Raw genomic sequence first — 12,972 nt, 5'->3', positions numbered from 1 at the left:
GTGAGGTGTTGTGGTCGACCGTGGTCGACCGCAGCGTCAACCGGGGCGCGTTTTCCCAGTTGACCCCAGGGCCCTGAGCGCTGTGGTCGACCGCAACGCAATCCGGGGCGCAGGGCGCCACCGTGCCGCGCTCAGAGGTGACCCCCAAAACCCGCCGGGGAACCGAAACGCACGCCCCGGCTAAGCTGACGGCATGACTGATGCGACAGTGAGCCCGGACCGAGCGGCGGAGCGCGAGGAGGTGCTGGCCAAGGCGCGTGCCGCGAAAAAGGTGGCGCCTGTGGTGGCCGCGCTGGGCGCCCCGGCGAAGAACGCGCTGCTGCTGGCGGCGGCGGACGCGCTGGTCGAGCGCGCGGCGGAGATCCTCGCGGCGAACTCGGGCGACGTTGAGGCTGGGCGGGCCGCGGGGATCGGCGAAGCGCTCGTGGATCGGCTCGCGCTCGACGAGTCCCGCGTCGCGGGCATTGCGGGCGGTTTGCGCCAGGTGGCGGGGCTTCCGGACCCGGTGGGCCAGGTGCTGCGCGGGCACACGATGGACAACGGCATCCGGATGCGCCAGGTGCGCGTCCCGCTAGGCGTGATGGGCATGGTCTACGAGGCGCGCCCGAACGTCACCGTCGACGCTTTCGGCCTGGCGCTGAAGTCGGGCAACGTCGCACTCTTGCGCGGCTCCAAGTCCGCGCGGCGCTCGAACGAGGCGCTGGTCGCGGTGCTGCAGGATGTGGCCGAGCAGCACGGGCTGCCGCGCGAGATCGTGCAGCTGGTGCCGTGTGCGAGCCACGATTCGGTGCGCGACCTCATCACCGCACGCGGGCTTGTCGACGTCATCATTCCGCGCGGCAGCTCACGCCTCATCGAGTCGGTGGTCACCGGCGCGACGGTGCCCGCGATCGAGACGGGAAGCGGCAACTGCCACTTCTACATCGACGCGGCCGCCGACCTGGATTCGGCGATCGGGATGCTGCTCAACGGCAAGACTCGGCGCTGTTCGGTGTGCAACGCGACCGAGACGGCGCTTCTCGACGCTGCCCTCGCCGCCCCCGACAAACTCCGCATTGTCCGGGCCCTGCAGGAGGCGGGGGTGACGGTCCACGGGGACGTCGATAAGCTTGCTGCCTTCGGTGCGGAGAACGTGGTCCCGGCGACGGAGGCTGACTGGGCCGAGGAATACCTCTCTCTCGACATCGCCGTCGCCGAGGTCGACGGGGTCGAGGGAGCCATCGACCACATCGCGCGGTATTCCACGGGCCACACGGAGGCGATCGCCTCGCGGGACGCGGCGACCCTGGCGCGCTTCGCGGCGGCCGTGGACTCGGCGGCGGTGATGCTGAACGCCTCGACAGCCTTCACGGACGGCGAGCAGTACGGCTTCGGCGCGGAGATCGGCATTTCCACGCAGAAGCTGCACGCGCGCGGGCCCATGGGGCTGCCCGAGCTGACCAGCACGAAGTGGATCCTGGAGGGGGAGGGGCAGACGCGCCCCTGACGTGCATCTGGCTATTTGCAGGCCCGTCGCAGCGGGGCACGACGCGCTCGGGCGTTTCGCCGGCCAGGTGCGCTACAGCTGAGCCCCGGCAACCAGTGCCGATAGAGCCGATACACTCGTAGCTCATGGAAGACTCAGGCTCACCCCGCCGGCGCCGGATCGGCGTGATGGGCGGAACCTTCGACCCGATCCACCACGGCCACCTCGTCGCGGCGAGTGAGGTCGCGGACCACTTCGACCTCGAGGAGGTCCTTTTCGTCCCGACGGGCCAGCCGTGGCAGAAGGCGGACCGGCACGTCACCGACTCCGAGGATCGCTACCTGATGACGGTGATTGCCACGGCGTCCAACCCGCGCTTCAACGTCTCGCGCGTGGACATCGACAGGGCGGGGCGAACCTACACCATCGACACCCTCACGGACCTGCGGCAGCTGTACCCGGACGCGGACCTCTACTTCATCACCGGCGCCGATGCGCTCGGCTCGATCATGTCCTGGCACCACTGGGACAAGATGTTCGAGCTGGCCGAGTTCGTCGGGGTGACCCGCCCGGGCTACGAGCTGCGCGAGGACATGCTGCCCAACGAGCACCAGGAAAGGGTGCACCTCATGGAGATCCCCGCCATGGCGATTTCCTCCACGGATTGCCGCGAGCGGGCCAGCGAGGGCAGGCCGGTGTGGTACCTCGTGCCGGACGGGGTGGTGCAGTACATCGCAAAAAATAACCTCTATACCCGCTCATAACTGGCTAAACATGGCACCGACATGCGAGAATATCCGCAGCGACGGACAACTTTGGATATAAGGAACTGCGACATTTGACTGCTTTGCACACCTCCCGTGAACAGGCCGCCGTGGCCGCCCGAGCCGCTGATGAGAAGCTCGGCCGCAATATCGGCGTCATCGACGTCTCCGACGTTTTGGCCATCACCGACATCTTCGTCATCGTTTCCGCCGACAACGAGCGCCAGGTGGCGGCGATCACGGAGGAGGTCGAGGACGAGATGACGGCCGCCGGCCTTGAGCCGAAGCGCCGCGAGGGCAACCGCGAGATGAGGTGGGTGCTGTTGGACTACGGCTCCATCGTCGTCCACATCCAGCGCGACGCCGAGCGCGACTTTTACGGCCTGGACCGCCTCTACGCCGACTGTCCCGTCATCGAGGTCGAGGGGGTCGAGCCCTACCAGCGCCCCGACTCCTTCGACGAGGGCGCTGACGGCGCCGCGACCCGCCGGGTCGACGACATCGAGGACCTCCCGCTCGCTGGGGAGGGCCCCGGCCCCGGCGACGACGAGTACCTGTACTAGGACCGCAGGCTCCGCGAGGCGCCGAAAAGACGCGACGGCTAAGAGGAACGATGAGCAGACGACTAATCATGCTGCGGCACGGGCAGACCGAGTACAACGCCGCCCGGCGTATGCAGGGCCAGCTGGATACCGTGCTCTCGGCGGCGGGCGTTGAGCAGGCGCGTACCGCCGCGCAGCAGCTGAAGGGCGCCGGGATCACCCGGATCGTCTCCTCCGACCTGACCCGGGCGCGCCACACCGCCGAGATCGTCGCGGCCGCGCTGGGCGTGGACGTCACCGAGGACCCGCGGCTGCGCGAAACACACCTGGGGCAGTGGCAGGGCTTAACGCACGAGGAGGTCGACAACGCGCACCGAGGGGCCCGCGCCCACTGGCGCAATAACCCATCCTGGGCGCCGCCGGGCGGCGAGAGCCGCCTCGAGGTGGCCCGCCGCGCCCGGCCCGTCGTCGACGAGCTGATCGCCTCCTACCCGCAGTGGCAGGACAACGCCGTGCTGCTCGTGGCGCACGGCGGGACGATCTCGGCGCTGACCTCGAACCTCCTCGGCTTCGGGGAGGGCCAATACCCGCTACTGAAAGGGCTGGAGAACGTGGCCACCTCTCGCGTGCGCGCCCTGCCGCGCTACACCGAGGGCGGCGACCCGGACTACGACCCCGCGGACCCGGCGCAGGTGGCGTGGTACCTCGACGCGTGGAACCAGGGGGTCAGCGAGTAATGGCCGTACGCATCGTTGTGGACTCCGCCGCGGGGGTCCCCCCGCAGATCGCGGAGCAGTTGGGGATTACCGTCGCGCCGCTGCATGTCACGGAGGAGGACGAGGGATCCGTCACCAGCGCCCTGTCCGCCATCGAGCTTGCCGCAGTCTATGCGCGCCAGCTCGAGCGCGGCGGTGACGAGGGCGTGGTGGCGCTGCATATTTCCAAGAACCTCTCCTCGACCTGGTCGGCGGCGGTTTCCGCTTCGGCCGTTTTCCCGGGCACGGTTCGCGTCGTGGAGACGGGGACGGCGGGGATGGCGATCGCCGCGGCCGCGATGGCGGCGGGCTCGCTGGCGCGCAACGGCGCGAGCCTCGACGAGTGCGAGGAGATGGCGAAGGCGACGATCGCCCGGTCGCAGACATGGCTCTACCTCCACCAGCTCGAGGGGCTGCGCAAGAGCGGCCGCTTGTCGACGGGCACCGCTGTGCTGTCCGCGGCGCTGCTAGCCACGAAACCGATCCTGCGCGTCCGGGAGGGCAAGCTGGAACTCGCCGGCAAGACCCGCACGCAAACGAAGGCCTTTTCCAAGCTCACCGAGCTGGTGCTGGAGCGAGCGGGGGAGGAGCCCGTCTTCGCCGCGGTCCAGCACGCCGAGGCCGAGGAGGCGGCCGAGGCCCTGGCGGGCACCCTGCGCGAGGTGCTTCCCGAAGGATCGAAGATCATGGTGGAGCCGCTCGTCGAGGTCGTCGCCGTTCATACCGGTCCCGGGGCGGTGGGCCTGTCCGTGGTGTTCTCCGAGGACAGCGCGGAGGGCGCCGAGGACTAGGCGCCAGGGCTTAACGAAACCAACGCCAGGGGCCGCGGCTTCGGCGTTGTGCATAACTCGTGGGGTTGAGTGACGGGTCAACGCACTTATCCACACACCGCGCTCGGACGCTGGATGGGACCGGCAGCGGGGCCCTAACGTCCTGGGGTATGAGCGCCAACACTGCCTCCCGGGCAGCCGCCCGGTTGAAGGACCTCACCCGCCCGACGGGGGAGGAAGATGTCATGCACGTCGACTACCCCGCCCCGCGCCTGAACGTTCAGCCGCGCCAGGCCGTCGTCCTGGTCGCGCTCGTGCTCGCCGCCGTGGCGGCGTGGCTCGTGCTGCGCCCCGCCCCTCCCGAGGCCGAGGCGGGGTGGGAAGCGCCAGCCGCGACGACAACCGCGCCGGCCCAGGTCGTGGTTTCCGTGGTCGGCGCCGTGGACAAGCCGGGCCTTGTGACCTTGCAGGAGGGGGCCCGCGTCGCCGACGCGCTGGCCGCTGCAGTACCCAGGCCTGAGGCCGACCTTGTGAGCCTGAACCAGGCGCAGCTGCTTGTCGACGGCCAGCAGCTGCACGTCCTCGCCGTCGGGGAAGCGCCGCCGGCTGCCTCCGCCCCACAGAGCGGACTGATCTCCCTTAACACGGCCGGGGCGCAGGAGCTCGAGGAGCTGCCCGGGGTGGGGGCCGCCACAGCCCAGGCGATCATCGCCCACAGGGAGGCGAACGGACCCTTCGCCAGCGTGGACGCGCTCTTGGACGTGAAGGGCATCGGCCCGGCGAAGTTCGAGGCGTTAAAAGACCTGGTCTCGGTGTAGCCGTGCAGGAGCTGCGACTCGTGCCGGCGGCCGCGGTTGTGTGGGCGGCGGCCCTGGCAACACTGGTCGTTTCCGGCTGGGCGGGGGCGGTGGTCGCGGCCGGGGCCGCTGGGGCGGCTCTGGCAGTGCGCGCGTGGGGCCAGGCTGTGCTTGTCGGCGGACTAGGCGCAGCCTCCGCCGCCGTGGCGTGGGTGCGTCTGCGCATCGCCCGCTCCGCCGAGTTCGCGGGCGAGCTGACCGGCCGGGTCGCGCAGCCCCCGCGCGCGCTCGCCGGGGGCGGGCACCTCGTGCGCGTCCAGGTGCCGGGCTACCCTGGCCAGATCCCGGTGTTCACCCGCGAGCTGCCGGAGGGCATCGTCGCAGGTACCACGGTGAGGGCCGTCGGCAGCGTTTCGGAGAGCAACCGGCCGGGCACGGTGCAGGTGACGCTCAGCGGAAGCGTCGACGTGGTGGCCCCGCCACAGGGGATGGCCGCGCTCGCCGCACACGTGCGCGCCACCTTCACCGACACCGTCGCCGCGCACGTGGCGCCCGGGGCGCGGGGCGTGATCCCAGGGATGGTGCTGGGGGAGACCTCCCTGCAGACCCCGGCGGATGCACAGGCCTTCATCGACAGCGGTTTGTCCCACCTGAGCGTGGTCTCCGGAAGCAACGTCGCCATCGTCACCACCGCCGCCGTCCTGGTCGCCGCAGCGCTGGGCCTCGGCTTGCGCGCCCGGATCGCCCTGGCGGGTGTGGCGCTGATGAGCTTCGCTGCGCTGGTCGGGCCTGAGCCGAGCGTGCTGCGCGCCTCGGTCACGGGGCTGGTGGCGCTGGTTGCCGTCGTGTCCTCCTCCATCGCCGAGCCGCTGCACGCGCTAAGCCTGGCGGTGGTGGGGCTCATCCTCGTGGACTCCAACCTCGCCGTCAGCTACGGCTTTGCCCTGTCGGTTGCCGCCACTGCCGGGATCGTCGCGCTCAGCCCACTGATCTACCGGGCGCTCGCGCCGCTGCGCTGGCCGGACATCCTGACCAGGGCGGTGGCGGTCGCGCTCGCCGCCGACGTCGCCACCGCGCCGCTCGTCGCACTCATGGCCGGGCGGGTGTCCCTCGTGGCGGTCGCCGCAAACATCCTCGTCGCCCCGGTCGTCGCCCCCATCACCGTCCTCGGCCTCGCGGCAGCGCTCATCAGCCTCCTCCCCGGGGGCATGGAGGTTCCGCTGCTCTGGGTCGTGGAGCCGCTCGCGTGGTGGGTGCACACGGTGGCCACGGCTGCGGCGAGCGTGCCTGGCGCCACGGCCACCGCCCAGCCGCTAGAAGTCCTTGTGGCGTACGGGTGGGTACTGGCGGGCCTGTGCGCCGGCAGGCCCGGCGTGACCCTCGCAATCGCCGGCTCCCTGTGCTGTCTCGCCCTCATCGCGCCCGCGCTCACCGCGCCCGCCGTGGCGCCACCGGACAAGGCGGCGACGCACGTCGTCAACACCGAGGAGGACGTGGAACCGGTCCCCGCCGGCACCGAGCTCGTCGTGGTGCTGGAGACGGGCAGCCCGCTGGACCGCCCTGTGAGAACGACCGGGGGGATCCCGGTGCTCTACCCCAATCGCGGCGGCCCCACGCAGCGCGGGCTAAGGGGGTGGAAGCCGATATGATGGGCCGCATGCTCAACCCCGTCCACCTCGTCCTTGGTGAGGACGAGTTCCTCGCCGAGCGGGCCACCGCCGCCATTATCGACGCCGCCGGCCCAGCCGCGGAGCTGACCACGCTGCGCGCCGGAACCGTCACCGAAGGCGAGCTGCTCATGGCCACGAGCCCCTCGCTGTTCGCCGAGGAGCGCATCGTGGTGGTCGAGCACACGGAGCAGGCGGGAAAGGAACCGACGGAGCTGATTCTCCGCGCGGCCGCGGACCCCGCGCCGGGGCTCACGCTCGTGATCAAACACACCGGGGGCGGGCGGCAAAAGGCGATGGTGTCCAAGTTCTCCAAGGTGGCCGAGGTGCACAAGGTCGATCCGCTGCGCGACAAAGAGCGCCACACGTGGGTGACTAACGAGTTCCGCCGTAACGGAGTGCGCCCCACCCCCGACGTCGTCGCGGCGCTGCTCGAATCGGTGGGCTCCGACCTGCGCGAGCTTGCCTCGGCGGTGGACCAGCTCGTCTCCGACACGCAGGGCGAGATCACGGTGGCCAGCGTGCGCGCCTACTACACCGGGGTGGCGGAGGTATCGAGCTTCGATATAGCGGAGCAGGCGGTGGCGGGGCGCGTCGACAAGGCCCTCGCCTCCACGCGCCGGGCGCTGCAGCTCGGGATGAGCCCGGTGGCGATCGCCGCGGCGCTGGCGCTGAAGGTCGGCGACATTGCGCGGCTCTACAACACGAGGGGCAACCCCAACGAGCTGGCGCGAACGCTTGGGATGCACCCCTTCGCGGCGAAGAAGGCGATGCAGGCTGCGCGCGGCTGGTCGGGGGAGGCCGTCTCCGAGGCGGTGATCCTCATCGCGGACCTCGACGCCGAAGTGAAGGGCCAGGGCGGCGACGAGTTCTTCGCGCTGGAAAACGCGGTGCGCCGGATCGCCGAGCTCGCCCGCTAGGGTGCGTGCTAGATTGTCATGCGTGAATGAACACGAAGGTCAGGGCACTGGAGACGTTTCGGAGGAGATCCAGGAGTTCGCGGCGAAGCTGTTTAACTTCGCGCGTAACGGGGACCTGGCACTGCTGGAGTACGTCGATCACGGGGTCAACGTCGACCTCGCCAACCAGGACGGCAACACGCTGCTCATGCTCGCCTGCTACGCGGGCCACGAGGAGCTCGTGCGGGGTCTGGTGGAGCGCGGGGCGGACGTAGACAAGCTCAACGGGCACGAGCTGTCCCCGCTGGCGGGGGTGATCTTCAAGAAGGAAGACGCGATCGTGGAGCTGCTGCTCGAGGCGGGGGCGGACCCGCGGGCGGGGCACCCGGACGCGATCGCCACCGCCAGGACGTTCGGCCGCGACGACCTCGCGGAAAAGATGGAAGCTCGGTGATCGCGCCGGGCGATCTCGCTGCGATCGTCGGCCTCAACCTCGTCGGGGCGGCCGCGCCCGGCCCGGACATCGTCCTGCTGACAAGGACGGCCACCCGCTCCCGCAGGCACGCGTGGGCCACCTTGGCCGGGACGCAAACGGGCGTGCTGTTGTGGGTGAGCCTGACCGTGGTGGGGGCCGCCGCCGTGCTCACGGCGTTTCCGCGCGCGCTGAACTTCGTGCAGCTGGTGGGCGGGGCCTTCCTCATCTACATGGGGTTGAGCAACGCCCTGTCTGGGTGGCGCGAGCGCAACACGCCGCCGGGCGGGCTCGAGGAGGCCGAGGGGAGGCTGGGGTCGCTGACGGCCAGCTACCTGCGCGGGCTGTCGACCAACCTGGCGAACCCGAAGATCGTGCTCGCCCTGTCGGCGATGATCGCGCCCCTCTTGCCGCCGCGGCCCTCCACCCTGAGCGCCGTGGTGGTCATCGTGGCGCTGTGGCTGAGCTCGATGGCGCTGATGGCGGTTGTCGCGCAGGTGGTGTCCACGGAGAAGGTGCGGCGCAAGCTGCTCGCGGCCGGCCCGCGCATCGACATCGCGGCGGGCGTGTTCTTCCTCGTGGTCGGGGTGGTACTCGCCGTGCGCGGGGCGGCGGGGATGGCCTGAGGCAGCCTGATAGCTCGCACGAAAAAGCCCGCCCCGGCAGGAGAAGCTCTGCGTGGGGCGGGCGCGGCAGTGGCACTTAGGCCATCTTGTTCAAGGCGTGGGCCATGTTGGACTTCTTGTTGGCCGCGTTGTTGCGGTGGAAGACGCCCTTGCTCACGGACTTGTCCAGCTTGCGGGAAGCGACGCGCAGCTGCGCCTCGGCGGCAGCCTTGTCGCCGGACTCCACGGCCTCGCGGAACTTGCGGATCTCCGTGCGCACGGCGGAGCGGATGGACTTGTTGCGCTGGCGGCGCTTCTCGTTGGTGAGAACGCGCTTCTTCTGCTGCTTGATGTTTGCCATGTGGTACACCTCTTGGTTTCGGTCGAATCTGATGCGCAGTCGACCCGGGAGGGGTTCTCGCGCCGCCCTTTAAGAAAACGCGGGCCCAAGGTCCTGCTCGCGTAGCGCGGCGCACCCGTGACGTTCCCGGATGCGGACAACCCGTGCAGAATAGCAGGGCGCGGGGTGGGAGGCCAAACCGCACCTAAACCTAGGCTTGCTCACACCCAGTCGAAGCGGTCGCGCAGCCGGTTGGCAATGCGCTCGAAGCGGCGCGGCGGGATGTAAGTGCCGCGCCGGTGCACCTCCGATTCGGGGACCATGAGCGTCTTGTCTAGGCGCACCCAGCAGGGTTCGCCGGTGTCCTCCCATTCGCCGGAGCCGATGCCCAGCCAGTGCTCGTCGTCGCGGTGCTTTTCCTCCGGGGAGATGAGCAGGCCGAGCACGTCTCGGTGCTCGCGGCCGATGACCACCAGGGAGCGCTCCTGCGGCGGGTTGGAGGGCACGGTGACCCAGACGATCTCGCCGGGTTCGGCCTGCCCGTCCATGTCCGGGGCGTAGTAGATGTTGCGGGCGACCTTGGCGGTGGGTTTGACAAGAAGGCGCGAGGCGATCTTGTGCGCGGTGTCGCGGGGCGAGGAACCCAGCCGCTCGTTGAGAAGTGCCAGGCTCTGGTCGAGCGCGCTGGAGTGGTTGCGCTTCGACCGATGGAAAATCATGTGGTGTCCTTGGGGCAGGGGGGGATAGGGGGCGTGTATTTCGTCCACACTACGAGGTGGAACGCGCGTTCACAACTGGTTCTGGCGTGGAATCGGCGTGTTTTGTTTGCCCACGTGGGGCGGTAGAGTGGGCGGAACTATGGCTGCGCAGACGACGAATTTCGCGGAGCAGACGTTCACGGACCCTTCGGCCATCCGGAACTTCTGCATCATCGCCCACATCGACCACGGCAAATCCACCCTCGCCGACCGGATTCTCCAGCTTTCCAACGTGGTGAACGCGCGCGAGATGCGCGATCAGTACCTGGACAACATGGACATCGAGCGCGAGCGCGGCATTACCATCAAGGCTCAGAACGTGCGCCTGCCGTGGACTCCGGCATCGGGCGAGTTCGCCGGCCAGCAGACGATCCTGCAGATGATCGACACTCCCGGCCACGTCGATTTCTCTTACGAGGTCTCGCGCGCGCTCGAGGCGTGCGAGGGCGCCATCTTGCTTGTCGACGCAGCCCAGGGCATCGAAGCCCAGACCCTGGCCAACCTGTACATGGCCATGGACAAGGATCTCGAGATCATCCCGGTGCTCAACAAGATCGACCTGCCGGCGGCCGACCCCGACAAGTACGCCCTCGAGCTGGCCAACATCATCGGCGTCGAGCCGGAGGAGGTGCTACGCGTGTCCGGCAAGACGGGCGAGGGCGTGCCGCAGCTTCTCGACAAGCTCGTCGAGCTCGTCCCGCCGCCCACGTCCGAGTTCGGGGCCGACGCCCCGGCCCGCGCACTCATTTTCGACTCGGTCTACGACACCTACCGCGGCGTGGTCACTTACGTGCGCATGATGGACGGCACACTCGAGCCGAACCAGCAGGTGCAGATGATGAACACGGGCGTGCGCCACGAGATCCTCGAGATCGGCGTGGTCTCGCCCACGATGAAGAAGACGAAGGGCCTGGGCCCAGGCGAGGTGGGCTACCTCATCACCGGCGTCAAAGACGTGCGCGAGACGCGAGTGGGCGACACGGTCACGTGGGCGTCGAAAGGCGCGGACGAGCCTCTGGCGGGCTTCGAGGACGTCAAGCCGATGGTCTACTCGGGCCTGTTCCCCGTCAGCCAGGAGGACTTTCCGGCCCTGCGCGAGTCGCTGGAGAAGCTCCAGCTTAACGACGCCTCCCTGACGTGGGAGCCCGAAACCTCCGTGGCCCTGGGCTTCGGCTTCCGCTGCGGCTTCCTCGGCCTGCTCCACATGGAGATCACCCGCGACCGCCTCGAGCGAGAGTTCGGCCTCGACCTGATCTCCACCGCGCCGTCGGTGACCTACCGCGTCGTGGCGGAGGACGGCACCGAACAGTACGTGCACAACCCCTCGGACTGGCCGGGCGGGAAGCTGCAGGCGGTCTACGAACCGGTCGTGAACATGACCATCATCGTGCCGCAGGAGTTCGTGGGCGCGACGATGGAGCTGTGCCAGTCCAAGCGCGGCGCGATGAAGAACATGGAGTACCTCTCCGAGGACCGCGTGGAGCTGCGCTACATCATGCCGCTCGGCGAGATCATCTTCGACTTCTTCGACATGCTCAAGTCCCGCACGAAAGGCTACGCCTCGCTCAACTACGAGGAGGCCGGCGAGCAGGAGGCCGACCTGGTCAAGGTGGACATCCTGCTGCAGGGCGACCCCGTTGACGCGTTTTCCGCCATCGTGCACAAGGACTCGGCGCAGTGGTACGGCAACAAGATGACGAAGAAGCTCAAGGAGCTCATCCCGCGCCAGCAGTTCGAGGTGCCCGTGCAGGCGGCGATCGGATCGAAGATCATCGCCCGCGAGAACATCCGCGCGCTGCGCAAGGACGTCCTGTCGAAGTGCTACGGCGGCGACATCTCGCGCAAGCGCAAGCTGCTGGAAAAGCAGAAGGCGGGCAAGAAGCGCATGAAGTCCATCGGCTCGGTCACGGTGCCGCAGGAGGCCTTCGTCGCGGCGTTGTCGACCGACGAGGAGTAGGCGCCATGAAGATTCAGCGCGACGGGTTCACCGTCTTCGCCCGCGTGCTTGGCGACGCCACCAAGCCCGCCCTCCTGTTCCTCCAAGGCGGCCCCGGCAACCCCGCGCCCCGCGAGCGCTACGAGTGGATCACGCACGCGCTCACCCGCTACCGGGTCGTGCTGCTGGACCAGCGCGGCACCGGCAACTCCACCCGCATCGACCGCGCCGTGCCCTCGCTCATCAGCGCGGACGTGCTTGCGCGCCTGCGCGCCGACTCCATCGTCGCCGACGCCGAGGCGGTGCGGGCCGAGCTGGGCATCGAGCGCTGGGACGTGCTGGGCCAGTCCTTCGGGGGGTTCTGCCTGGCGCACTACCTGTGCGCGCACCCGGATAGCGTGGGCAACGCTTTCTTCACCGGCGGGCTGCCCACCCTCACGCGCGGGGCGGAAGATGTCTACCGCGCCACTTTTGCCAAGCTCAAGGCCCGGCACCTGAGGTTCTACCGGGAGGTACCGTTTGCCGAACGGCGCGTGCGCGAGGTGTGCCGCCACCTGGACAACTCGGAGGAGACGGTGCCCACCGGAGAGAGGCTGAGCTCCCGGCGCTTCCGCACCATCGGCGCGGCCCTCGGGCAGGAGGGAGGCTTCGAGGCTCTCGCCGCGCTGCTGGAGGAGCCCTTCCACCCCGGCGGGGCGCTGCGCACCGACTTCCTCGCCGAGGTGGGCCAGCGCGTCTCCTTCGAGCGTGACCCTCTCTACGCCGCGATCCACGAGACCATCTACGGCGGCACCGTCGCGGGCGCGACGAACTGGGCGGCCGAGCGGGTTGCGCAGACGCTGCCGGGCTTCGCCCCGGACGCCGACCCCTCGGACGAGGAGTTCTACCTCACCGGCGAACACGTCTTTCCTTTTCAGTTCGCCGAGGACCCGGCGCTTCGCCCCTTCGCGCAGGCGGCCGACGCCCTGGCCGCCAAAGAGGACTGGGGCAACCTCTACGCGGGCGCGGCGCGTTTCGGCAACGCTTACGCGGTGGTCTACACCGACGACGTCTACGTCCCGCGCGAGCTCTCGCTCGAGACCGCCGAGGTCTTCGGCGCGCGGGTCTATGAGACGAGCGAATGGCAGCACGACGGGCTGCGCCGCCACGGCAAAGAGGTGCTCGAGGCTCTGTTTGGCATGGCTGAGCAGCGCAGATAACGA

At 69.2% G+C, this 12,972-nt stretch carries 14 protein-coding genes; 12 read left to right on the top strand and 2 right to left on the bottom strand.

Annotation, left to right across the window (positions count from 1 at the left end; translation table 11 throughout):
* Positions 1 to 193 precede the first annotated feature (193 nt).
* From CAURIS_RS08525 to CAURIS_RS08480, 10 genes are all read left to right on the top strand, one after another.
* A complete protein-coding gene (locus CAURIS_RS08525; RefSeq protein ID WP_290341637.1) occupies positions 194 to 1,486 on the top strand; it encodes a glutamate-5-semialdehyde dehydrogenase in 1,293 nt (430 codons plus the stop codon).
* A gap of 125 nt (positions 1,487 to 1,611) precedes the next feature.
* Positions 1,612 to 2,229 (top strand): nicotinate-nucleotide adenylyltransferase, encoded by a 618-nt coding sequence (nadD, locus tag CAURIS_RS08520; protein WP_290341636.1) that lies wholly within the window; start codon positions 1,612 to 1,614, stop codon positions 2,227 to 2,229.
* 74 nt (positions 2,230 to 2,303) lie between these two features.
* Positions 2,304 to 2,792: a ribosome silencing factor gene (gene rsfS / locus CAURIS_RS08515; protein ID WP_290341635.1), complete on the top strand. Its 489-nt coding sequence runs from the start codon at positions 2,304 to 2,306 to the stop codon at positions 2,790 to 2,792.
* 50 nt (positions 2,793 to 2,842) lie between these two features.
* Positions 2,843 to 3,508, top strand: coding sequence for a histidine phosphatase family protein (locus CAURIS_RS08510; RefSeq protein WP_290341634.1), 666 nt, complete (start codon positions 2,843 to 2,845; stop codon positions 3,506 to 3,508).
* Positions 3,508 to 4,317, top strand: coding sequence for a DegV family protein (locus CAURIS_RS08505; protein ID WP_290341633.1), 810 nt, complete (start codon positions 3,508 to 3,510; stop codon positions 4,315 to 4,317). The genes CAURIS_RS08510 and CAURIS_RS08505 overlap by 1 nt, the downstream gene beginning before the upstream one ends.
* A gap of 149 nt (positions 4,318 to 4,466) precedes the next feature.
* On the top strand, positions 4,467 to 5,114 hold the full coding sequence (locus tag CAURIS_RS08500; RefSeq protein ID WP_290341632.1) for a ComEA family DNA-binding protein: 648 nt from the start codon (positions 4,467 to 4,469) through the stop codon (positions 5,112 to 5,114).
* Between the two features lie 2 nt (positions 5,115 to 5,116).
* Positions 5,117 to 6,742 carry a ComEC/Rec2 family competence protein gene (locus tag CAURIS_RS08495; RefSeq protein WP_290341631.1) on the top strand — a complete coding sequence of 542 codons (1,626 nt, stop codon included), beginning with the start codon at positions 5,117 to 5,119 and terminating at the stop codon, positions 6,740 to 6,742.
* Positions 6,742 to 7,680: a DNA polymerase III subunit delta gene (gene holA, locus CAURIS_RS08490; protein WP_290343361.1), complete on the top strand. Its 939-nt coding sequence runs from the start codon at positions 6,742 to 6,744 to the stop codon at positions 7,678 to 7,680. Before CAURIS_RS08495 ends, holA begins: the two co-directional genes overlap by 1 nt.
* A gap of 22 nt (positions 7,681 to 7,702) precedes the next feature.
* Positions 7,703 to 8,113 carry an ankyrin repeat domain-containing protein gene (locus CAURIS_RS08485; protein ID WP_290341630.1) on the top strand — a complete coding sequence of 137 codons (411 nt, stop codon included), beginning with the start codon at positions 7,703 to 7,705 and terminating at the stop codon, positions 8,111 to 8,113.
* Positions 8,110 to 8,757: a LysE family translocator gene (locus CAURIS_RS08480; protein ID WP_353959230.1), complete on the top strand. Its 648-nt coding sequence runs from the start codon at positions 8,110 to 8,112 to the stop codon at positions 8,755 to 8,757. The genes CAURIS_RS08485 and CAURIS_RS08480 overlap by 4 nt, the downstream gene beginning before the upstream one ends.
* A 76-nt stretch (positions 8,758 to 8,833) precedes the next feature.
* Here the strand turns inward: CAURIS_RS08480 and rpsT are convergent, their stop codons facing one another.
* Both rpsT and CAURIS_RS08470 read right to left on the bottom strand, forming a co-directional pair.
* A complete protein-coding gene (rpsT, locus tag CAURIS_RS08475; protein WP_290341629.1) occupies positions 8,834 to 9,097 on the bottom strand; it encodes a 30S ribosomal protein S20 in 264 nt (87 codons plus the stop codon).
* A gap of 200 nt (positions 9,098 to 9,297) precedes the next feature.
* A complete protein-coding gene (locus CAURIS_RS08470; protein ID WP_290341628.1) occupies positions 9,298 to 9,795 on the bottom strand; it encodes a type II toxin-antitoxin system PemK/MazF family toxin in 498 nt (165 codons plus the stop codon).
* A gap of 139 nt (positions 9,796 to 9,934) precedes the next feature.
* Here CAURIS_RS08470 and lepA point away from each other — a divergent pair, with 139 nt between their 5' ends.
* Together lepA and CAURIS_RS08460 are read left to right on the top strand one after the other, a co-directional pair.
* Positions 9,935 to 11,791 carry a translation elongation factor 4 gene (lepA, locus tag CAURIS_RS08465; RefSeq protein WP_290341627.1) on the top strand — a complete coding sequence of 619 codons (1,857 nt, stop codon included), beginning with the start codon at positions 9,935 to 9,937 and terminating at the stop codon, positions 11,789 to 11,791.
* Positions 11,792 to 11,796: 5 nt separating this feature from the next.
* Complete coding sequence (locus CAURIS_RS08460) at positions 11,797 to 12,969, top strand: alpha/beta fold hydrolase (protein WP_290341626.1); 1,173 nt, start codon at positions 11,797 to 11,799, stop codon at positions 12,967 to 12,969.
* The last annotated feature ends 3 nt before the right edge of the window (positions 12,970 to 12,972 follow it).

The organism is Corynebacterium auris (assembly GCF_030408575.1).
Lineage (GTDB): Bacteria > Actinomycetota > Actinomycetes > Mycobacteriales > Mycobacteriaceae > Corynebacterium > Corynebacterium auris.
The sequence above is the reverse complement of the archived record's forward strand: the minus strand, read 5'-3'. Positions and strand labels throughout refer to the sequence as shown.

Bases quoted from the DNA above. Each gene is read 5' to 3' on its own strand.
- CAURIS_RS08510 (WP_290341634.1), top strand. From the start codon at position 2,843: ATGAGCAGACGACTAATCATGCTGCGGCACGGGCAGACCGAGTACAAC.
- CAURIS_RS08525 (WP_290341637.1), top strand. From the start codon at position 194: ATGACTGATGCGACAGTGAGCCCGGACCGAGCGGCGGAGCGCGAGGAG.
- holA (WP_290343361.1), top strand. From the start codon at position 6,742: ATGGGCCGCATGCTCAACCCCGTCCACCTCGTCCTTGGTGAGGACGAG.
- rpsT (WP_290341629.1), bottom strand. From the start codon at position 9,097: ATGGCAAACATCAAGCAGCAGAAGAAGCGCGTTCTCACCAACGAGAAG.
- lepA (WP_290341627.1), top strand. From the start codon at position 9,935: ATGGCTGCGCAGACGACGAATTTCGCGGAGCAGACGTTCACGGACCCT.
- CAURIS_RS08460 (WP_290341626.1), top strand. From the start codon at position 11,797: ATGAAGATTCAGCGCGACGGGTTCACCGTCTTCGCCCGCGTGCTTGGC.
- nadD (WP_290341636.1), top strand. From the start codon at position 1,612: ATGGAAGACTCAGGCTCACCCCGCCGGCGCCGGATCGGCGTGATGGGC.
- CAURIS_RS08500 (WP_290341632.1), top strand. From the start codon at position 4,467: ATGAGCGCCAACACTGCCTCCCGGGCAGCCGCCCGGTTGAAGGACCTC.
- CAURIS_RS08505 (WP_290341633.1), top strand. From the start codon at position 3,508: ATGGCCGTACGCATCGTTGTGGACTCCGCCGCGGGGGTCCCCCCGCAG.
- CAURIS_RS08470 (WP_290341628.1), bottom strand. From the start codon at position 9,795: ATGATTTTCCATCGGTCGAAGCGCAACCACTCCAGCGCGCTCGACCAG.